This window comes from Mucilaginibacter koreensis, from assembly GCF_054783355.1.
On record NZ_BAAGQS010000001.1, the window covers coordinates 3,095,922 to 3,116,608 of the forward strand.

Here is a 20,687-nt window from a genome sequence, read left to right on the forward strand (position 1 = left end):
TATACACTAATAAAAAACAAATGAAAGTTGTACTCTTAGCAGGTGGCCTTGGAACACGTCTTTCCGAAGAAACCACTTTAAGACCTAAACCTATGGTTGAAGTAGGTGGCATGCCCATTTTATGGCACATTATGAAAATCTACTCCTCTCACGGGTATAACGATTTTGTGGTTTGCTTAGGCTATAAAGGTTATTTAATTAAAGAATACTTTGCCAACTACTTCCTTCACAAATCTGATGTAACTATTGATCTTTCTGATAACTCATTAAAAGTACTGGACTCACAAGCTGAACCCTGGAAAATTACACTGGTTGATACCGGGGTAGATTCATTAACAGGTGGCCGCATTAAACGAGTACAGCAGCATATTGGTAACGAACCCTTCATGCTTACCTATGGTGATGGCGTAAGCGATGTAAACATTACTGAACTGGTTAAATTTCATAAAGAGAACGGCAGGTTATGTACTGTAACTTCAGTTCAGCCATCAGGCCGCTTTGGCGCTTTAAACATTGGCGAGAACAATGAAGTACACTCTTTTATGGAAAAACCTAAAGGCGATGGTTCATGGATCAACGGAGGTTTTTTTGTTTGCCAACCAGAGGTGTTCGATTACATTGAAGGCGACCTGACTACATGGGAGCGCGAGCCAATGGAAAACATTGCAAAAGAAGGTCAGATGGACACCTACAAACATCATGGTTTCTGGAAACCGATGGACACCTTGAGAGATAAACAAGAGTTGGAGGCTGACTGGGCTTCTGGTAACGCAAAATGGAAAACCTGGTAAATCAACTGGTAAAAAATTAAATATGTTCAACAACATCTACGCAGGAAAAAAAGTATTAGTTACAGGGCATACCGGCTTTAAAGGTGGCTGGTTAAGCTTATGGTTAAAATTAATGGGGGCCGATGTATACGGCATCTCGAATGAAATTTATGAAGACCCTTCATTATTTGATGTAGCCAGCATTGAAAGTCAAATGCATTCCTACATCGCCGACATTCGCGATCTGGAAAAAATGAAAGAAATCATCAGCGATATAAAGCCTGATTTTCTATTTCACCTGGCGGCTCAGCCTATTGTTAAAAAAGCTTTTGAAGACCCGATTGATACATTTACTACCAATATTATCGGTACGGCCAATATATTAGAAGCCCTGCGCTTGTCTGATTTCCCTTGCATAGCCGTAATGATTACCAGTGATAAGTGCTATGATAACGTAGAGTGGGTATGGGGATATAAAGAAACTGATCATTTAGGTGGCAAAGATCCATATTCAGCATCGAAGGGCGCAGCCGAACTGATGATCAAAACTTATTTCCATTCTTATTTTAAAAAGGATAACCGCGTAAAAATGTCATCTGTTCGCGCCGGTAACGTAATTGGTGGCGGCGACTGGGCCAATGCCCGCATTGTGCCTGATTGTTTCAGAGCCTGGGCCGATGACCAAAAGGTAGTGATCAGAAGCCCTGATGCTACTCGTCCGTGGCAGCACGTACTGGAGCCTCTAAGCGGCTACCTGCGCACCGGGCAGTTACTGGCCGAGCCGGGTAAAGTTGACATTAATGGCGAAGCTTACAACTTCGGCCCGCCAACCGACCAAAACTATACCGTATTGGACTTGCTGAAAGAACTGGCTATAAACTGGGACCCCAACAATACAGATATTTTACAGGTAGAACCTTCTAATTTCCCTGAATCGGGCTTATTGAAGCTGAATATTGATAAAGCTTTGTTTGATCAGCAATGGAACCCAACGCTTAATTTCAAAGAAACAGCTGCCTTTACTTCTGACTGGTATAAGTTTTATTACCAACAGCACCCTGAAAACATGCTGGACTTTACCATGAAACAGATTAACCAGTACATTGACGTGGCCAAGCAAAAAGGTTTACCATGGGCACTGAAATAATAGAAGGCGTATATTTTTATCCGCTCACACCCATCCGCACCACAGGGGGCAGTGTAATGCATGCCGTTAAAGGCTTGGATGAGCACCTGCCCGCCTTTGGCGAATGCTACTTTTCAACCGCTAAAAGTCAAGATCCTAAAGCTTGGAAAAAGCACTCACGCATGATATGCAACCTTTTCGTTCCTAAAGGTGCGGTGCGGTTCGTGTTTTATGATGACCGCTCTGGTAGTACCAGCGAAGGCAAAATAGCAGAGCTTACCGTTTCGGACGCCAATTATGGCCGCTTGGTTATTAACCCGGGCATCTGGTTTGGCTTTTCGGGTGTTGCAGCGGATGGCGAGGAAAGCATCATTCTTAACGTAGCCAGCATACAGCATGATCCTGCAGAGAGTATCAGGCTGGAGCCGGGTGATGAAAAGATTCCGTTTACCTGGACATTTTAATTTATGAAAGTATTTTTAACCGGCGCTTCAGGCATATTGGGATCAGATATTCTGAACGTGTTGCAGCAGGAAGGCCACGAAGTATTGGGGTTTAATTCTGCCAATATTGAACTGGGCAACCTTGCCAACGTGAAGCAAAAAGTATTGGATTTCCGGCCTGAAGTAGTTATCCATTCAGCCGCCATGACTAATGTAGACTTGTGCGAGGATGACAATGCGGCTGCAATTACCACCAATGTAATCGGTTCGCAAAATTTGGCGCAGGTAGCAGCACAAGTCAACGCACGCATTGTTTACATTAGTAGCTGTGGCGTATATGGCAACGGCAAAACCACACCTTATACCGAACTGGATGAAACGCAGCCTTTAAATTACCACCACTACACCAAACTGGAAGGTGAAAAGCGGGTTAAAGAACATAATAAAGATTTCCTGATTATTCGCCCGGGATGGTTGTTTGGCGGCACTACGCAGCACCGCAAAAATTTTGTGGAAGCCCGGCGTAAAGAGGCCATAAATTCAACACTGCTTAAAAGTGCTTTTGATAAAGTAGGTTCGCCCACCTATACACTTGATTTGGCCAAACAGCTCATAACATTGCTACAGGGCGGGTACTTAGGCACTTTCAACGTAGTAAACGAAGGCTGCGCATCAAGATATGATTATGTGGCCGAAATTGTTAAACTGTTTAACCTGCCAGCACAGGTGGAGGCAGTAGATTCAAAGGCATTTCCGCGCCGGGCCGCTATGCCCGATAACGAATGCCTGGACAATATGTACCTTAGGTTACGCAACATCAATCAGATGCCGCACTGGAAAGAAGCAATTAAAAATTACATCACTCATACTTATAATATATAATGTATACCATACTTGGTGCCGGGCTAAGCGGATTAAGCATAGCCGATCATTTTCAGAAAAAAGGGATTTCTTTCAAATTATATGAGGCCAAAGCGCACGGCGGCGGCCACATCCATAGCGAAACTGTGGATGGATTTGTATGGGATGAAGGTCCGCACGTATCATTTACCAAGTATGAGTATGTAAAAAACTATTTTGCTGATAATGTTAATCAGCAATATTTAGAATACCCTACCAAGCCTACCAATTATTATAAAAATAACTGGATTATGCACCCGGCGCAATCCAACATGTATGCAGTGCCGGAGCCTCTGCGCAGTAACTGCGTGAATGATGTAATTGCCATACGCGAAGAGCTACCGGCTGATTATAATCCGTCTAATTACCAGGAATGGATTGATTATGCCTTTGGTAAAACCTTTGCGCATAACTTTCCGGAAGCTTATACCAAAAAATATTGGACCACAGCACCTGTAAACCTTACTACCGACTGGATTGGCAAGCGCATTTATTTTCCGGAGATTACCGATATGGTAGAGAGCGCAAAGGGCCCACTTGAAAAGCAAACGCACTATATCAGTAAAGTACGTTACCCCGAGCAAGGCGGCTTTTATTCTTATATTAAATCTGTTGAGCAGGCTATTGAAAATATCAGCTATAACAAAAAGCTCAAATACGTTTCATTCGAAAACAAAGAGCTGCAGTTTGAAGATGGCGAAACCACCAGGTATAAAAACTTGATCAGCACCATTCCACTGCCCGTTTTAATATTGAACAGCGATGCGCCAGAAATTATTAAGCAAAGTGCACGTAAACTCAAATGCTCTCAGGTACTGATTGTAAATGTAGTGGCTAACCATGCCCCAACGGTAGATAACCACTGGATTTATGTGTACGATGAAGACTTATACTCTACCCGTATTAATTTTACCGATTTACTGGCCCCTAAAAACGGCATTGAAGGCAAATGCGGTATACAGGTAGAAGTATACTTTTCAGACTATCACCCGCTCAATACCGATGCCAAAAGTATTGAAGCTGCTGTATTGCAAGAGCTGATTGTTATGGGTTTAATTAAAGCCGAAGATAGTATTGAAAGCTATCATTCTAAATGGATTGATTGGGCCAACGTAATTTTTGATAATGAGCGTATAGCAGCACAGGAAGAGGTTTATGGATGGCTGCAAGCGCATGGCTTGCAACGTGAAGCAGATGAACTGGAACCCATGACTGATTGGGATACCAAGGAAGTACAACCTTTGGGTAGTATTATTTTGGCCGGCCGGTTTGCCCAATGGAAATATTACTGGACGGATGATTGCGTAATGCGGGGAAAATATATTAGTGAGTGCGTAGCAGAGCAAAAATGAAAAAAATTCCAATTTTATTAATTACCAAAGACCGCCCAACTTTACTGGAAAAGGTGCTAATGCGCCTGATGAAGTATACAGATTGGTCGAAATTTGACTTATGGATATTAGATAATTATTCCACCGATGCCAACAGGAAAATTATCAACATGTATAAGTACATGTACCCGTTCATTAACGTATACGCTACCACTTACAATCAGTTGGCGGTTATACAAAACGAGGTTATCGGTAAGCTTAAAGCTGATTTCTATATCAAAATAGATGATGATATACTGGTAACCGAAAACTGGACGGATGCTTTTGTAGGCGTTTATGAGCGCAACCATAACAACATGAGCTTTGGCTCGGTAACTATACCGATTAATGGTTTCGGCTGGGTACCTTTTATGGAAATCATGAACCTTACCGAAGAGTTTAAGGCCCGTTTTCCGAATACGCCGCTTAAACAGGAATGTATGGATGTGGCCGTATACCAGGACAAAGAAGTAAATGAGTTTTTGTGGAACCACTGCCTGGATTTAGATAAAACAGCCGAAACCTTTATCAAAAACCAGAACGGCCAATTTCAAGATCTTATCTGCCCTCACCGGTACTCAATAGGCGCTATTGTGTTTTCGCACAAGTTTTGGGAGGATATGGGTGGCTGGTTTGTACAGGGTGATTTTCAGCACGTTCTAAAAAAGCAGGCGCGACTGCAAAAAATAGCCGCATTTATTAAACGCAACCGTCCGCCCCGCCATAATGATAATAAGTTTGCCCTCATTGCCGATATACTTTCAGAAGCACACCAGGGCCAGTTAGGCTTTGAAGAGCGCGAGGTATTCAATTACAGCCAGCAAAAGGGCATGATTATTCCGGTAACTACCCAAGGCGTTGTATTCCATTTTTCATTTGGCCCTGTAGATCAGTATCTGATGAACCGGGTATATACAAAAATCAAGTTCTGATTATAGTGTTTCATCATTCTTCTTTTGATTTGTTATGATAAAGAAAAACCTGTTTTATAATTCTTTATTATCAATAAGTCAGTTCATTTTTCCACTGATTACTTTTCCCTACTCTTCTCGGGTATTAGGGCCGCAGGGTATAGGGTCGGTGAATTTTATTGATAGTTTCACGCAGTACTTCCTTTTGTTTTCGGCGCTTGGCATACCCTTGTACGGCGTACGCGAAATAGCAAAACGGAAGAACAACCCTGAAGAGCTATCAAAAATATTCAACGAGATACTGTCTATACACTTTGTATCAACCTGTATATTTTCAATTATTTATCTTGCGTGCGCCTTTACGCTCCCAGCCTTGCGGGTGCACCTTGATATTGTGCTGGTAGGGATTGTCATCCTGATGGCTAATGTGTTCATGATAGAATGGCTTTACCAAGGCATAGAGCAGTTTTCTTATATCACCACACGTGCACTCATTGTCAGGGTGCTTTCGGTTATATTTTTGTTTGTGTTTTTAAAGCCAGGTTCTAACCCGGTTATTTATTATGGTATATCAGCCAGCGGCTTTGTTATTACCAGTATACTCAACATGTTTTTTCTCAAAAAGCATGTTAAGCTCAAATTTACTTCCTTCAATTTTAAAGAGCACTTAAAACCCCTGGCGGTTATCTTGGGCTCCAACCTGGCCGTGAGCGTTTACTTGCTGATGGATAATATGATTCTGGGTTTTATTAAAAACGAGTCGGCAGTGGGTATTTATTCAACTGCCATACGCATTGTTAAACTTCCATTTGCTGTTATTGTTGCCATTAGTACCGTAATTATACCCCAGGTAAGCCAGGCATTCAGAGATCAGGATACCGAAAGGGTGCAATCACTCATTGATAAGTCCTTTTCGTTTATATGCCTGCTTGGCATTCCTATTGCTGCAGGCCTATATATAAGCTCATCATTTTTGGTACATAACTTTGCAGGGCCTAAATTTTCGGGCGCTGTTGGGGCAGTACAAATCCTGTCTCCTGTAATTATGCTGGTGGGGTTAAACAACATTTGCGGGTTCCAGATTTTAACCCCTATCGGAAAGGAACAATATTTGCTCAGAGCGGTTATTATAGGCATGGTTACCAGCCTGGTGCTTAACCTTTGCCTTATACCTGTGTTTTCATATACAGGCGCTGCTGTAACCAGCCTGTTAACAGAATGTGTAGTTACATTTTTTTGCTACTACTTTGTGCGCAAATTTATTACCATCAGGTTCGACAGCAAGATTTTTATACAATGTACCCTTGGTGTGATAGCATTTTTCCCTATAGCGTACCTGATAAGGAACAGCTTGAATGTAAATTTTAATATCAAAGAAATTATCATCATTCTGAGCTGCGCTGCTTTTTACGCGCTTTACACCTGGTTCTTTGTAAAGAACATATACGTATTAAATTTCAAACAATTGATTATCAATAAGGCGCTTGCTTTCAGGAGTAATTAATTATAAAGAGTATTAAAATAATTATCTAAATAATGGTTTCAGCAGTAGTATTAGCTTATAACAGGTGTGCGGAAGTATTAAAAACAGTATCAGAGCTAAAAAAATTTTCTACTACCCTGCCCTTTCCCTTAGAAATTATTGTGGTTGACAATGAGTCTGTAGATGATACTTCGACGCAAATCAAACAGCTACACCCCGATATTAACTTAGTTCGGATAGATAAAAACAAAGGCATTGCCGGATGGAATGCTGGCTTTGCTGTTGCGAAATATAAATATATGCTTGTACTGGATGATGACAGTCACCCCGAATCGGGCATTGCAGAAGCTGTTAATTATATGGAGCAACACCCGGATACCGGGATATTGGCTTTGAATGTAACGTCTGGCCCTTATCTTACCGATACCTGGTTGTGGCAAAATGGCCAGCCCTGGCAGCACGAACAGGAGATATTAGGCTTTTTTGGTTGCGGCGCATTAATTAAAAAAGAGGTATACGAAAAAATTGGCGGGTTTAATGAGTGGATGATTGTATATGGCCACGAATGGGAATACGGCATTAGGTGTATAGAGGCTGGCTATAAGGTTAAGTACTTTAAACATAGCAGCATTAATCACCGGGCCAGTTCAATTAATAGATCGCAGCGCAGGGCCAGAACCTTTGGTACCCGTAATGATATGGGCATTGTATATAAATATTTTTCTAACCAGAGATGGAAGTATATTTTCACCATGCTGTTTAACAACATTAAACGTGCAAAATCGGGTGATTTTGTGAGTGCTTACTACGATATATTAGGATTTATAGAATTCATGAAATTCAGGCACACCCTGTCTTATACACCGGTATCAAAGCAAACACAAAAGTTCTTTACCGACAATTACATGAATACCCACCCAGTGTTGGGGTTCATTACCAAACCCTTCAAAAAGCGTTAATACTGAACCATATTAAGTTTGCGAGCCCATTATAGTAAATGAAAAAAAAGTTTAATATATTCTTTGCTATCGACAAAAGGTATGTGCAGCATTTTACTGTTGCAGCAACGTCTTTGCTGGAGAATAATAAAGATTTGGATATAAATATTTATGTGCTTCATGATATAGAAGACATGTCTGTTCTGGACATCACCATTCGCTTTATCAAAGAGAAGTACAATGTTGATCTGAACTTTATTCCGGTTGGGGATGTTGATTTTTCAAAGTTCAGGTTAACCGAGCATTATCCAAAATCCACTTATTACCGCCTGCTGCTTGCAGATTTAGTGCCGGAACACATCAACGAAGGATTATTTTTGGATTCGGACCTGATTATTACCGGATCACTCAAACCCTTAGCCGATATTGATATTTCGCAGCATTACATTTGTGCGGCAAGTGAGGCCTCTGTAGCTGATAATGCCGAGCGCTTAAATCAGCTTGGGTTTCCGAACAAAAGCTATTTTAATGCCGGTGTTATACTGGTTAACCTGAAAAAATGGAGAGAAGAAAATCTAACCCAAAGGTTTTTTTCTATAGTGAATCAGTACTCCAAACACCTGGAGTGGGTAGATCAGGATGTACTAAACATGTGCTTTGCCAATAACTGGTATAGGTTCGATAGTACTTTTAATGCCATTCACCTTATCAGAAAATTGCCGGTTACCCCGGTAATTGTACATTATGCCAGTTATTCTAAACCTTGGTATTATGTTGATACTCATCCATATAATTACTTGTACAAAAAGTATTTAAACCTTACTCCTTTTAAGGGAAGCAAACCGGTCGGCTTCTCATTAAAGAACTTTATTTTAAAAAACGGCCGTTTATTTAAACGTCAATTAAGAGAAACAGGAATACTTAAGTACGCTAAACCATAATTAAAATTGGGTTGTTAGTGTAATTGTTATTCCTTGTCATAGCTACCAATGGTATCAGCAGTCATTTTATCATATAACAGGCGCAACGAGGTGCTGATTACAGTTGAAAAGCTAAAGGCGCTAAGGCCTACCCTTCCCTTTCCTCTTGAAATCATTGTTGTCGACAATGCATCTGCGGATGATACCTCTGAGCAAATCAGCGCACAGCATCCGGATATTACACTTATTACAAAACCAAAAAACAATGGCATTGCAGGTTGGAATGAAGGGTTTAAAGTTGTAAAATCAAAATACATACTGGTATTGGATGATGACAGCTGCATTGAACATGGATTAGCCGAGGGCGTAAATTACCTTGAAAACAATGAGAAGGCAGGTATACTTGCCTACAACATTGTTGACCAGGATTTTAAAGGAGACCCGCACTTAGACCCTGAAAAGGCTTGGAAAAACGAAGAACGCATTGTAGGCTTTATTGGATGCGGTGCTTTAATCAGAACTGAGCTATACCACCACATAGGCGGATTTGCCGACTGGATATACGTTTACACCCATGAATTTGAATATGGCATCAGGTGCCTCAATGCAGGGTATGATATAGTATTTTTCGATAAAGGTGTAGTGGTACACCGTACCAGTAACATTAACCGCTCTGTAAAGCGGCAGCGCATTTATGCTACCCGCAACGAAATGGCTATTGTTTATAAGCATTTTGGCCACAACAGGTGGAAATACATTTTCAGGGTATTGGTCAACAACCTGAAATTTATAAAACGTGAAGGTTTAAAAAGTGGCTACTATATGATGCTGGGCGCTTTTAAATTTTTAACACTTAGAAAAACGCTGGGCAATGTCCCTGTAAAAAAAGAGGTGCAAAATTTTTATGCGGAAAACTTTTGGTCTACTAAACCTGTTCTCAATAAGTAACATGAATCCCTAACATTTAGTATGGGATGAGCAACCTGTTAAAGTTGATCTGATTATAAATAAATCAGATAGTAAGATTGCGGCTTCTGGCTGTGTTTTTGTCACAAATAGAACAAGCTACAAATCATTAGGAATTTTAAACCGGGCATCATCCTTTAACAATAATCTGAGATAATTGATTCACAGATTGTTAGGAAACAACTACGCTATTTCTGTACTTGTGCGCAACATATTTACTCATTAAATTAATATTTCGGATTGGTTTTAAAGCAAATACCGGCCTGTTTACAGGACGCTTTATGATATAAATCCAACACGAAATATGCATTTAAATAAGTAAAAGCAGACTTTAATTTTAAACGACTGATACTATAAAATATACGGTATACATCTATCTAAACGCAAAATGCAAAATCAAAAAAATTATGACTATCTCATTGTAGGGAGTGGGCTGTTCGGCTCTGTTTTTGCCCACGAAGCCAAAAAACGCGGAAAAACCTGTTTGATTATCGACAAACGCAGCCATGCAGGCGGCAATGTATATTGTAAAAATGTAGAGGGCATTAATGTGCATGAGTACGGCGCTCACATTTTTCACACCAATGATAAAGCCATATGGGATTATGTAAACTCTTTTGTAGAGTTTAATCGTTATACAAATAGCCCTGTAGCTATATATGAAAACGAGTTGTACAACCTGCCCTTCAACATGAACACCTTTTATCAGTTGTGGAAGGTAAAAACGCCTGATGAAGCCAAAGCCAAAATACAATCGCAAATTGAGCAGCTGAACATTGGCGAGCCTTCAAATTTGGAAGAACAGGCACTTTCTTTAATCGGTACGGATATTTATGAGAAACTGATTAAAGGCTATACTGAAAAGCAATGGGGCCGCTCGGCTACTGAACTTCCGGCCTTTATCATCAAACGCCTACCAGTGCGTTTCACTTATGACAATAACTACTTTAGTGACAAGTATCAGGGTATCCCTATCGGGGGCTATAATAAACTTATAGAAGGCCTGCTTGAGGGCATAGAAGTAAAACTTGGCGTTGATTATTTTGAGGATCGCGAAAGCTGGAATGCTCAAGCAGATCAGATTGTGTTTACCGGCAAAATTGATCAGTTTTACAACTACCAGTTTGGCCAGCTGGAATACCGCAGTGTGAGGTTTGAGCATGAAGTGCTCGACAAGGAAAACCACCAGGGCAATGCAGTAGTTAACTATACTGAACGAGAAGTGCCTTACACCCGCATTATTGAGCATAAGCACTTTGAATTCGGTACACAACCCAAAACAGTAGTTACTAAAGAATATCCTGAAGAGTGGACGACTGAAAAGGAACCTTACTACCCTATAAACGATGCTAAAAATACAGCTGTGTTCAAGCAGTACAGCGAACTGGCCGACCAGGAAAGCAATGTCATCTTTGGTGGCCGCCTTGCCGAGTACCGGTATTATGATATGCATCAGATTATAGGCTCTGCCCTTAAAAAGGTAGCCGATCATTTTAGCAGTGTTTCCATTTAATTAACACTTGTAGCTTATGCAAAGTATAGTAGCCGTTATCGTTACTTACAACCGACTGAGCCTTTTAAAAGAAGCTGTAGCCGCTGTAAAAAATCAGTCTTACCCTGTTAAGCATCTTATTGTGGTCAATAATGGCAGTACCGATGGTACTGCCGATTGGCTTAATGAGCAAGACGGAATTATTATTGAACACATTAAAGATAACTGTGGAGCTTCGGGCGGCTTTTACACTGGTTTAAAAAAAGCGGTTACCTATCACAGCGACTGGCTTTGGGTAATGGATGATGATACTATTGCCAATGAAAATGCATTGCAAAAACTGGCCGAAAAAACAACGGTTACCGACGAGCCGATTGGCTTTATTGGCAGCAAGTGCATCTGGACGGACGGGAAACCGCATTACATGAATTTACCGGCCATAAAGCCCAGCTTTAATGAGCGTATGCCTTTCAATAAGTATGATGCCGATGGATTATTCGTTATAGAATCTAACTCATGGGTGTCTATCCTGATTAATACCGAAGCCATAAGAAAGGTAGGTTTGCCCTATAAAGAGTTTTTCTTCTGGAGCGATGATTTGGAATATACGCAGCGCATTACCAAAGCCGGGTATTTAGGCCTCTATTGTAAAGATAGTGTTGTGGTGCACAAAACTGCCATTAACTATTGCCCTGATTTTTACCGCGATACCGTTCCCAATCTGTGGAAACACAATTACGGTTTCCGTAATGAGTTTTTTCTGAAAAAGAAGTATTATGGCTTTACGTATTACTTCTTTTGGCTATTTGCAAAAATAGGTTACACCTCTTTTAAGCTGTGCCGTATCCGCAAAGACCATCAGTTAATGTTTATCCGCGTATTGTGCGACTCGGCTTGGAAATCGCTTTTTTTCAATCCTAAGATTGATAAAATTATGATGGAAGAGACGATTTTATAACTTAATCCGTTTTAAGTATCGAAATAACACTTACAAATTTTAAAACATTTGCCTTGTTTATGTGTTTGGCAGCATAAACGTTTTTTAATTTCAGCTTTAAATCGCTTACGGCAATTTGTGTTTTGATTATTTTAGCCCGTGCTTGCCATAAAAGTTTTGCGTTTTAACCGTTTATTTTTGAATGCACATTTTTATGGGCAATTAAATACTGACTTTACATGATTAATATAGTAGCCGTTGTTGTTACAAATAACCGGCTTGTATTATTGCAAGAAGCAATAGCAGCAATAAAACAGCAAACCTACCCTTTAACAGACATCGTTGTAGTAGACAATGCCAGTACAGATGGTACCCAGCAATGGTTAGACGAGCAACAAGGCCTTATTGTAATTAAACAAGCGAACTTAGGCGGCTCGGGTGGCTTTTATACAGGCATTAAAAAAGCGTTATCACTTAATGCCGATTGGATTTGGGTGATGGATGACGATAGCATTTGCCGTGAAAACTCTCTGGAAATGCTGGTTGATGCGCTATTGCCTATAACAGAACCTGTAGGATTCATTGGTAGCAAAAGCGTTTGGAAAGATGGCAATCCGCATTTAATGAACTTGCCGGCCATTAAACCTTCATTTAATAAAACCATTCCCTTCAACGTATACGATGATCAGGGCCTATTACTGGTTGAAACCACTTCTTTCGTTTCATTGCTGATTAATGCGGAGGCTGTAAGAGAAGTTGGACTGCCTTATAAGGAATTTTTTATCTGGGGTGATGATCAGGAATACACCAAGCGCATTACAACAGCCGGCTATTTAGGCTTGTACTGCTCAAACAGTATTGTACTGCACAAAACAGGCATCAATTACTTTCCCGATTTTTACCGCGATACCGTACCCAATTTATGGAAACATAATTATGGCTTTCGTAATGAGTTTTTTATGGTAAAAAAGAATAAAGGCTTTTTGTATTTCATCTTTTGGCTTATCATTAAAGTAACCTATACTTCATTTAAGCTTTGTACCATACGGAAAGATCATCGTTTAAAATTTATTGGTGTTTTGTGTAATTCAGCATGGCGCTCTATCTTCTTTAATCCTCAAATTGATACCGTAAAATGAAATATCAATTTTGCATCCGGTTTAAAAATATTGATGCCAACTCTGCCGCCAGTAAAGCCGTAATAGATTGTAACCGCATTTTTTCAGCTCTGGGTTATCAGGATTATACATTCACGGTAGGCGACAATAAGCAAAAGCTAAAATATTACTGCCTGCTGTTAAAAGAACTGCTTACCTTCTTTTTTTCTGTTAAAAAAGGGTCGGTGGTAGGTATTCAGTACCCGCTGCTTAGCATCAACAACGTATTTAAGCGCTTTATTAAAGTTGCACGGTTAAAAGGCGTAAAGTTTTTTTGCGTTGTACACGATTTAGAATCACTGCGCACCGGGGGCAAAGATCAGGCCTTAATTCATACCGAAATAGAAAACCTGAACTGGTATGATATTCTCATTGTACACAACCCTGCAATGCGCAATTGGTTACAGCAACATGGCGTTAGCCGGCCCATGATATCACTGGAGTTGTTTGACTATCTGTCTGATGGTTTCGAAGTGAGTAAATCTGCCGGCCCGGCCGATGCTATTGCATTTGCAGGCAACCTGAGTAAAAGTACCTTCATTTATAATTTGGGCAAATTAAATACCAAGCGGTTTAATGTGTATGGCCCCAACTTTAATCAGGAAAAAGCCGCAGAAAATGTAAATTTGAGCTGGAAAGGCGAATACAGCCCCGATAAAATACCAGAAATGCTGCAAGGCAGTTTTGGTTTGATATGGGATGGCAATCATATTGATGTATGTGATGAGATATTGGGCAATTACCTGATGTATAATAATCCTCACAAATGCTCATTGTATATAGCGGCCGGTTTACCGGTAATTGCACCTGCAAATTCGGCCATAGGTGCTTATATTAAACAGCACAATATTGGCATACTGGTCGATTCACTATATGACCTGGACGTATTAACCATTGATGATACTTTGTATACTACCATGAGAAACAATGTAATGACCCTCAGGGCGAAAGTGATAAAGGGCGATTACTTTGCAGAAGCCGTACGTAAAGCCGAGAAAGAACTATGCTAATGAAAGAAAAGAAGCAGGTGCTATATGTATTCGGTGGAGCCAAAGCCCAGGGTGCTGAAATTGTAATTGAACGGATGATGTCTTATAATACCGATAAGGTAAATGCACATCTGTTTATTTCTCCCGGCGACTTTGCTGATGCACTGATTGAAGCCAAAAAGCCTTATCACATTACCAAAATAAATCAATTAAAAAAGTTAAACCGCAGCAGTACCAGTGCATTTAAATTTATTGTGCGGGCATTAACCAATTACTTTTCCATTTCTTATCAGGTTTACAAATATCTTAAAAAGCACAACATACATACTGTACATGCCAACACCATGGTACCGGCAGCCTACATGCTACCGTTGGTACTGTATTCGCGCTTCTTTTTTAAAAAGGTAAAATGGTATTGGAGTGACCATGACCTTAAGTACTTTTCTAAAATAGACAGTATTCAATCCTCCTTATGCTGCAAGCTTTATGATACCACACTGGTAGTTTCAGAGGCAGTTAAGCGAAAACACCACAGTAGCCCAAAAGCCCTTGTATTATACAATGGCTTGGATATGAATCTTTTTAAAGCTGATGCATTGGTTAGAGCAGCTTTTCGCAGTGAACTAGGTTTAGCAGGGCATCATTTACTCATAGGTATAGCAGCCAGTATTAACCCCGATAAAGGCCAGCTGGAGCTGATTGAAGTATTTAACCAGCTAATTGAAGAACACCCGGATATCAGGCTTATTCTTGCCGGAAGCTACGCCATCAATACACCTGAATATGAAAGCAAAATAAAAGCCACCATTGGAAATAATAGTGCTATTATTCATAAAGGTTTTATTAAAGATATGACTACCTTTTACAACGGTTGTGATATTGTAATTAACAACAGCAATGAACACCGCAGCGAGTCATTAGGTACCACTATATACGAAGCAATGGCGTTTGAAAAAGTTGTTGTGGCCTCTGATACCGGTGGCACGCCCGAAATCATTACAGATCAAAAAGATGGTTTTTTGTTTAAAGTAGATAAGGGTGATGCCTTAAAAGCACAATTGAATGATGTAATTAACCGTTACCATTCATTAACCGCCGTCAGAACCGAAGCCCGTAAAAAAGCTGATGATAAATTTAATATCCAAACGATGATAAGCAAGTATAATGCAATTATACAATAAGGCCAGGTAACAGTACACACAAGCCCGGCACCAGTACGTTTATGGAAAGCTTTTTAATTTGTTCAACCCTGCTTGTTTTAACCTTGGGTGGCTATATATTATGGCCCAGCAGATATAATGCATTACAGCATTTATCTGTTGGCGGTGCCTTTGTATCTATAGTAGTACCCACCATGATCTTGTACATACAAGATTATTATCCTGCCGATATTGTACACCTATATACGCAAATATTAGTTTTAGGTACAGTTGCATTCCTGGCAGGTATGTTTTTAGGCTATATATTAGGTCAGGGTTTAACAACACGTTTTTCTTTTGATGTGATGGGTGTTGAAGCCTATGAAAAAAGAGTAACTAATATTACCACTAATATGATGATGGCCGGCGTTATCGGCTTAATTATCAGCTATGCAGTTATGGGTTTTATACCCATGTTTGCTGAGGATCCTATTTCAGCTAAACTATTCAGAGGGCAATACCAGGCACCTTACAGCCGGGTGGCCTCTTTATACCGTGCCTCTTTCTTTATTCTGTCTACTATTATGCCTATTGCCTGTATCATATGGTACCGATTCAGGCATAAAATGCTGCTGCTGTATATTGTTTCAGCATTGGTATTGATGGCCATGTCATTAGCCAGAAGCGGGGCATTTACCGGGGTGATGATTGCTTTCGCCATTATCATGTCGTTTAAAAGCCGATGGCATTTTGCCATACTAATGGTGGTACTTATTGGTGTATTCGTGCTTAGTTCGTTCTTTTATTACCTGGTAGGAATCAGGGAATACACCGGCGAAAAAAATATCTGGCAGATTATTACTGCGGGCACGCCCGACGTACCCGACCAGTTAGACTTTCTAAGTTTTTTTGAGGAAAGCCCGCAATGGACGTATGGCCGAACGATGTATGGCGGCCTGATACCCGGCCACTATAAATGGAACCCTGCCGTATTTACACTTGTTACTGTTAATCCTGGCAAAGATATCAATGACATAGGATCGGGCGGCTTACGCCTGCCTTTGCCTATGTGGGGCTATGTTTCGTTTGAATGGGTGGGCGTCATCCTGTTTTCTTTGTTTACCGGCATTTTTACCGGCTTGTTTATCAGGATAACGAAAAATTTGTTCAGGAAATATGAATCCATAATCATCAGAACAGTCGTGCTGATTGCCTTCGGAACAGTGTTCGGGTTGCTGGTTAATTTTACGCAGCTCAGTATTTATAGCATTCCGCCTACTATTGTAAGTTTGTTTTATTTATACAGGTTCAGGTGGAAGTAAAAGGGCGATCATACGCTCGAGGTTATTAAAATGAAAAATGTTTTTTTAAATGGACGGTTTTTAACCCGTTCGCTAACAGGCGTTCAGCGTACGGCCTATGAGTTGGTCACCGCGCTGGATGAACTGATTGATACCGGTGAAATTGATTTACAGCAATACTCTTTTTTCCTGATCTATTCCGGAGAAATTATTAATCCTATTCAGCTTAAGCATATTAAGCTACTAAAGAAAGGCTTTTTTACCGGTAACCTTTGGGAACAATTTGAACTTCCGTTATACACGTTTGGCAGTCTATTGCTTAGCATGGGTACCATTTCAACCCTGTTTAAAACCAAACAGATGGTAATTGTGCATGATGCTTCCTTTAACGTAAATCCGGGGTACTTCTCATCCGGCTTTCGCCTCTGGTACAACTTTGCCATACCCCTGCTGGCCAAAATTTCCAGGCACATGATCACGGTTTCAAATTTTTCGAAGAAAGAACTGATTGAACATTGCGGTTTTAAGGCCGAAAATACCTCAGTGGTTTACAATGCCGCCAACCATATCAGGCGTTTCAACGAGCCAGGCAGCGATTTTATTGAAAAAATTGAGCAGTTGAAGCCCTATTGCCTGGCAGTAAGCAGCCTCGGCGCCAATAAAAACTTTGAGGGATTGAGCCGCGCGCTTAATCAAATTGATTTCCGAAAATACCAAATGGTAATTGCAGGCGGTGTGATAGGCGCTTTAAAGCAATCTTCGCGCAGTAAAGCCATCAATTATTTAGGCTATGTTTCTGATGCCGAACTCAAATATCTGTATGGTAATGCTTCTTTGTTTGTATTCCCTTCATTTTACGAAGGATTTGGTATACCGCCCTTAGAAGCCATGCTGATGGGTTGCCCTGTAGCCGCCTCACACACTTCTTCTATCCCGGAAGTGCTGGAAGATGCCTGCGCCTATTTTAACCCGGCCGATGACAGCAGCATTGCCGCCGCTATTGACGAGTTGATTAATAATGAAGGGAAGTTAGCCGAACTAAAGAACAAAGGGTTAGCGCAGGCGGCTAAATATAACTGGCATAAAAGCGCCAGGCAGGTGTACCAGTTAATAAAGCAATACAGTGATTAAGAAAAAGATTTTACATACCGGCCTTTCTACAGGTGGAGTAAAAACCTATATGGCTCATGTATTTGAATACATGGATAAAGATGCTTTTGAATTTGTGGTGGTTGCCCCGCCTGATAAGATATTTGAAGAGTTCTGCCAAAACCTCCGCATCCCTTACTATTATGCTGAGTTAGAACGGGGCAATAATCCTGTAAAAAATGCCGGTGTATTGTTGAACCTAATCAAAGCCATCAGGAAAGAAAAGCCGGATATTATACATGCCCATAGCGCCAAAGGTGGCTTTTTGGGAAGAATAGCAGCAAAGTTTACAGGCACTAAAGTTATATATACTCCTCACGCATTTTCATACCTCTCATTCACCGGTATGAAGCGAATGGTTTTTTTCGGGCTGGAAACCATGGCCAAAAAGTGGACAGATTTACTTTTGGCCATATCCTACTCTGAAGCCAACCGTGCTGTATATGAATTGGGGCACAATAAAAACAAGGTAAACGTAATTTTAAATGCTGTACCTGTTGATTTAAAGCCGGCGCGACCTGTAGGCGGAAACATAAAAATCAGGATGATTGGAAGGCTTACGCTACAGAAAAACCATATGCTGTTTTTAGAAGTAGCTAATATCCTGCTGAAAAAGTATCCTAATGTTGAATTTTCTGTTTTAGGTGCAGGCATACACGATCATTTGGCGGATGAAATCAATGCTTATCTGGAAGAGCACAACTTAACCGAAAAAATAAAATTCGAAAGCTGGGGCGATCCTCAAACCAGTATCCGGTTTCTTCAGGAGGCCGATATTTATGTAATGACTTCTGTTTTTGAAGGCTTGCCCTTCTCACTATTGGAAGCCATGCTATTGGAAAAACCCTGCGTTGTTACCAGGGTTGACGGCAATACCGATGTGATTCAAAATAACGAAAATGGTTTCTCCTGCCTTACTGTCGATGAGTTTGTTGAAAAACTCGAGGCGCTGATTACCCAACCTGAACTGCGCCTTAAAATAGGACGGGCGGCGGCTGAATATGTGAAATCAAAACACGATATCAGGAAGACAATTAAACAATTAGAAGCGGTATACACCAATATTTAAAACGTTACTTGCCATTTTTTACCGTTATTAATTAAAACACCAGTAAATAACGTTGGTTAGCTAATGTGCTGTTTAGCTGTTAATGTGGTTTTAATTGTAAATATATGCGTGTACTCATCTCTTTAGGTTATAAAAATTGTTTACTGGCGGGATTTATATCTTTACTGGCCTTTACCTGTAATGCGGCAACAAATAAAATTTTAAAAACTTATCCGGCACCTAAAGGCGCAGTATTAAGCAGTGCCTTTAAAGTAAGTGTTGATACCAAACCCTTATCTGTTTACTTAGCTAAAGTTGCTGCAGGCAATGCAGTAAGGCGGTTTAAAGCTGTAGATGATCTATTGCATTCCGAACAATATTTTGATGAAGCAGCTTTCACTTATTTCGACCTTCAAGGCACTGCTACAATAACTGTTACCGTTAATCAGAACGTACGGAGTGCAAAAATTCTGCCTTCATCAGCCGGCATCAGGCCTGTGCTGGGCAGGCATACCGTTTCGTTCAAAGTATCAAAACCTCAAAATCTTACTATTGAAATTAACGGGGAGGTAGTAAAATCGTTGCATGTATTTGTTAACCCCATTGAAACGCGTGTACCTTCAAGTAAAGATCCCAATATAATTTATTTTGGCCCGGGTATTCATAAGGTGAGCCATATGGTGATTGGCGATAATAAAACCGTTTACATTGCGCCTGGCGCCGTGATACAGGCGGTTGTTGACCCTAAAGCACCTTTTGGTATTGAGCCTTCCGGGCTAAAAAACTATGCTCCGGTATTTGAGCTAAGGGGTAATCATATCAAATTTTATGGGCACGGCATTATTGATGGCAGCGCCCTGCCTACCCATGCCGGCAATTTTATTTACGTTCATGGTACCGATGTGCAAATGAATGGTGTAATCCTGGTTAATTCTGCCGGTTGGACAGTGCCTCTAAGGCAGTGTACCAACGTAAATATAAGCAACATCAAAATATTAGGATACAGAGCTAATACCGATGGCATAGACATTTGCAACAGTCATAATGTAACGGTAGATAAATGTTTCGTCAGAACAAATGATGATTTGATTGTGATTAAGACGGAACTGGGAGAAGGCCCGTCAGACCATATTGTGGTAAAAAATTGTGTGCTTTGGAACCAGCTGGCCAATGCCTTAAGCTTGGGTGCCGAGCTACGGCACGATGTATCTGACGTATTATTCAGCAACTGCGATATTATACATGATTACAGCCGGGCCTGGTGCCTGCGCGTATTTCATACCGATGCATCCACCATCAGCAATATTACTTTTAACCACATCCGGTTGGAGGAGGCACACTTGTTTATTAACTTATGGATAGGCAAAACCCAGTATGAATCTCATGATAGAGCCGCAGGGCATATCAGGCAGGTAACATTCAGTAACATTACGGCTACAGGCAACCCGCTTAATATAGATATTGTAGGTGCAGGCGATCAAAACAAAGTAGAAGGTGTATATTTTAAAAACATTAAGGTTAACGGAAAACCGTTAGACAGGGATATGATTAAGACCAACCCTTTTGTAAGTAACATTCAATTACAACCTTAAGCCTACTAACTTTAGGATGATGTATTACGGTTGAAAACTGCCCGGTAAGTTTTTAG

19 protein-coding genes are annotated in these 20,687 nt (G+C 40.6%); all 19 read left to right on the plus strand.

Annotated elements, in window-relative coordinates:
- Nucleotides 1-20: 20 nt before the first annotated feature.
- The 19 genes from rfbF to ACYVNW_RS13940 all read left to right on the plus strand — a co-directional run bounded on the left by rfbF (nt 21) and on the right by ACYVNW_RS13940 (nt 20,631).
- Nucleotides 21-791: a glucose-1-phosphate cytidylyltransferase gene (rfbF, locus tag ACYVNW_RS13850; protein WP_460680466.1), complete on the plus strand. Its 771-nt coding sequence runs from the start codon at nt 21-23 to the stop codon at nt 789-791.
- A gap of 22 nt (nt 792-813) precedes the next feature.
- A complete protein-coding gene (gene rfbG / locus ACYVNW_RS13855) occupies nt 814-1,917 on the plus strand; it encodes a CDP-glucose 4,6-dehydratase (protein WP_460680467.1) in 1,104 nt (367 codons plus the stop codon).
- Entirely contained in the window at nt 1,902-2,360 is a 459-nt protein-coding gene (locus tag ACYVNW_RS13860) for a hypothetical protein (RefSeq protein WP_460680468.1), read from the plus strand. Before rfbG ends, ACYVNW_RS13860 begins: the two co-directional genes overlap by 16 nt.
- 3 nt (nt 2,361-2,363) lie before the next feature.
- Complete coding sequence (locus ACYVNW_RS13865) at nt 2,364-3,221, plus strand: SDR family oxidoreductase (protein WP_460680469.1); 858 nt, start codon at nt 2,364-2,366, stop codon at nt 3,219-3,221.
- Nucleotides 3,221-4,591: a protoporphyrinogen/coproporphyrinogen oxidase gene (locus ACYVNW_RS13870; RefSeq protein ID WP_460680470.1), complete on the plus strand. Its 1,371-nt coding sequence runs from the start codon at nt 3,221-3,223 to the stop codon at nt 4,589-4,591. Before ACYVNW_RS13865 ends, ACYVNW_RS13870 begins: the two co-directional genes overlap by 1 nt.
- On the plus strand, nt 4,588-5,541 hold the full coding sequence (locus tag ACYVNW_RS13875; RefSeq protein ID WP_460680471.1) for a glycosyltransferase family 2 protein: 954 nt from the start codon (nt 4,588-4,590) through the stop codon (nt 5,539-5,541). Before ACYVNW_RS13870 ends, ACYVNW_RS13875 begins: the two co-directional genes overlap by 4 nt.
- Nucleotides 5,542-5,575: 34 nt before the next feature.
- Nucleotides 5,576-7,024 (plus strand): flippase, encoded by a 1,449-nt coding sequence (locus tag ACYVNW_RS13880; protein WP_460680472.1) that lies wholly within the window; start codon nt 5,576-5,578, stop codon nt 7,022-7,024.
- 32 nt (nt 7,025-7,056) lie between these two features.
- The gene (locus ACYVNW_RS13885; protein ID WP_460680473.1) at nt 7,057-7,962 is read left to right on the plus strand and encodes a glycosyltransferase family 2 protein; all 906 of its coding nucleotides are present in this window, start codon (nt 7,057-7,059) and stop codon (nt 7,960-7,962) included.
- Between the two features lie 38 nt (nt 7,963-8,000).
- The gene (locus ACYVNW_RS13890) at nt 8,001-8,882 is read left to right on the plus strand and encodes a glycosyltransferase family 8 protein (protein ID WP_460680474.1); all 882 of its coding nucleotides are present in this window, start codon (nt 8,001-8,003) and stop codon (nt 8,880-8,882) included.
- Between the two features lie 48 nt (nt 8,883-8,930).
- Entirely contained in the window at nt 8,931-9,809 is an 879-nt protein-coding gene (locus ACYVNW_RS13895; RefSeq protein ID WP_460680475.1) for a glycosyltransferase family 2 protein, read from the plus strand.
- 406 nt (nt 9,810-10,215) lie between these two features.
- Nucleotides 10,216-11,340: a UDP-galactopyranose mutase gene (glf, locus tag ACYVNW_RS13900; protein ID WP_460680476.1), complete on the plus strand. Its 1,125-nt coding sequence runs from the start codon at nt 10,216-10,218 to the stop codon at nt 11,338-11,340.
- Nucleotides 11,341-11,356: 16 nt separating this feature from the next.
- Nucleotides 11,357-12,277, plus strand: coding sequence for a glycosyltransferase family 2 protein (locus ACYVNW_RS13905; protein ID WP_460680477.1), 921 nt, complete (start codon nt 11,357-11,359; stop codon nt 12,275-12,277).
- A gap of 218 nt (nt 12,278-12,495) precedes the next feature.
- Nucleotides 12,496-13,395 (plus strand): glycosyltransferase family 2 protein, encoded by a 900-nt coding sequence (locus ACYVNW_RS13910; RefSeq protein ID WP_460680478.1) that lies wholly within the window; start codon nt 12,496-12,498, stop codon nt 13,393-13,395.
- Complete coding sequence (locus ACYVNW_RS13915; RefSeq protein ID WP_460680479.1) at nt 13,392-14,423, plus strand: hypothetical protein; 1,032 nt, start codon at nt 13,392-13,394, stop codon at nt 14,421-14,423. Before ACYVNW_RS13910 ends, ACYVNW_RS13915 begins: the two co-directional genes overlap by 4 nt.
- A complete protein-coding gene (locus ACYVNW_RS13920) occupies nt 14,423-15,583 on the plus strand; it encodes a glycosyltransferase family 4 protein (protein ID WP_460680480.1) in 1,161 nt (386 codons plus the stop codon). The genes ACYVNW_RS13915 and ACYVNW_RS13920 overlap by 1 nt, the downstream gene beginning before the upstream one ends.
- A gap of 41 nt (nt 15,584-15,624) precedes the next feature.
- Complete coding sequence (locus ACYVNW_RS13925; RefSeq protein WP_460680481.1) at nt 15,625-16,863, plus strand: hypothetical protein; 1,239 nt, start codon at nt 15,625-15,627, stop codon at nt 16,861-16,863.
- A 30-nt stretch (nt 16,864-16,893) separates the two neighbouring features.
- Nucleotides 16,894-17,973 carry a glycosyltransferase family 4 protein gene (locus ACYVNW_RS13930; RefSeq protein ID WP_460680482.1) on the plus strand — a complete coding sequence of 360 codons (1,080 nt, stop codon included), beginning with the start codon at nt 16,894-16,896 and terminating at the stop codon, nt 17,971-17,973.
- Entirely contained in the window at nt 17,966-19,060 is a 1,095-nt protein-coding gene (locus tag ACYVNW_RS13935; RefSeq protein ID WP_460680483.1) for a glycosyltransferase family 4 protein, read from the plus strand. Before ACYVNW_RS13930 ends, ACYVNW_RS13935 begins: the two co-directional genes overlap by 8 nt.
- A gap of 104 nt (nt 19,061-19,164) precedes the next feature.
- Nucleotides 19,165-20,631: a glycosyl hydrolase family 28 protein gene (locus ACYVNW_RS13940; RefSeq protein WP_460680484.1), complete on the plus strand. Its 1,467-nt coding sequence runs from the start codon at nt 19,165-19,167 to the stop codon at nt 20,629-20,631.
- The last annotated feature ends 56 nt before the right edge of the window (nt 20,632-20,687 follow it).

What these genes read in the sequence shown, in the direction of transcription:
- ACYVNW_RS13880 (WP_460680472.1), top strand. Translation starts at nt 5,576, where the DNA reads ATGATAAAGAAAAACCTGTTTTATAATTCTTTATTATCAATAAGTCAG.
- ACYVNW_RS13865 (WP_460680469.1), top strand. Translation starts at nt 2,364, where the DNA reads ATGAAAGTATTTTTAACCGGCGCTTCAGGCATATTGGGATCAGATATT.
- rfbG (WP_460680467.1), top strand. Translation starts at nt 814, where the DNA reads ATGTTCAACAACATCTACGCAGGAAAAAAAGTATTAGTTACAGGGCAT.
- ACYVNW_RS13870 (WP_460680470.1), top strand. Translation starts at nt 3,221, where the DNA reads ATGTATACCATACTTGGTGCCGGGCTAAGCGGATTAAGCATAGCCGAT.
- ACYVNW_RS13905 (WP_460680477.1), top strand. Translation starts at nt 11,357, where the DNA reads ATGCAAAGTATAGTAGCCGTTATCGTTACTTACAACCGACTGAGCCTT.
- ACYVNW_RS13860 (WP_460680468.1), top strand. Translation starts at nt 1,902, where the DNA reads ATGGGCACTGAAATAATAGAAGGCGTATATTTTTATCCGCTCACACCC.
- ACYVNW_RS13925 (WP_460680481.1), top strand. Translation starts at nt 15,625, where the DNA reads ATGGAAAGCTTTTTAATTTGTTCAACCCTGCTTGTTTTAACCTTGGGT.
- ACYVNW_RS13875 (WP_460680471.1), top strand. Translation starts at nt 4,588, where the DNA reads ATGAAAAAAATTCCAATTTTATTAATTACCAAAGACCGCCCAACTTTA.
- ACYVNW_RS13910 (WP_460680478.1), top strand. Translation starts at nt 12,496, where the DNA reads ATGATTAATATAGTAGCCGTTGTTGTTACAAATAACCGGCTTGTATTA.
- ACYVNW_RS13915 (WP_460680479.1), top strand. Translation starts at nt 13,392, where the DNA reads ATGAAATATCAATTTTGCATCCGGTTTAAAAATATTGATGCCAACTCT.
- ACYVNW_RS13895 (WP_460680475.1), top strand. Translation starts at nt 8,931, where the DNA reads ATGGTATCAGCAGTCATTTTATCATATAACAGGCGCAACGAGGTGCTG.
- ACYVNW_RS13920 (WP_460680480.1), top strand. Translation starts at nt 14,423, where the DNA reads ATGAAAGAAAAGAAGCAGGTGCTATATGTATTCGGTGGAGCCAAAGCC.
- ACYVNW_RS13890 (WP_460680474.1), top strand. Translation starts at nt 8,001, where the DNA reads ATGAAAAAAAAGTTTAATATATTCTTTGCTATCGACAAAAGGTATGTG.
- glf (WP_460680476.1), top strand. Translation starts at nt 10,216, where the DNA reads ATGCAAAATCAAAAAAATTATGACTATCTCATTGTAGGGAGTGGGCTG.
- ACYVNW_RS13930 (WP_460680482.1), top strand. Translation starts at nt 16,894, where the DNA reads ATGAAAAATGTTTTTTTAAATGGACGGTTTTTAACCCGTTCGCTAACA.
- rfbF (WP_460680466.1), top strand. Translation starts at nt 21, where the DNA reads ATGAAAGTTGTACTCTTAGCAGGTGGCCTTGGAACACGTCTTTCCGAA.
- ACYVNW_RS13940 (WP_460680484.1), top strand. Translation starts at nt 19,165, where the DNA reads ATGCGTGTACTCATCTCTTTAGGTTATAAAAATTGTTTACTGGCGGGA.
- ACYVNW_RS13885 (WP_460680473.1), top strand. Translation starts at nt 7,057, where the DNA reads ATGGTTTCAGCAGTAGTATTAGCTTATAACAGGTGTGCGGAAGTATTA.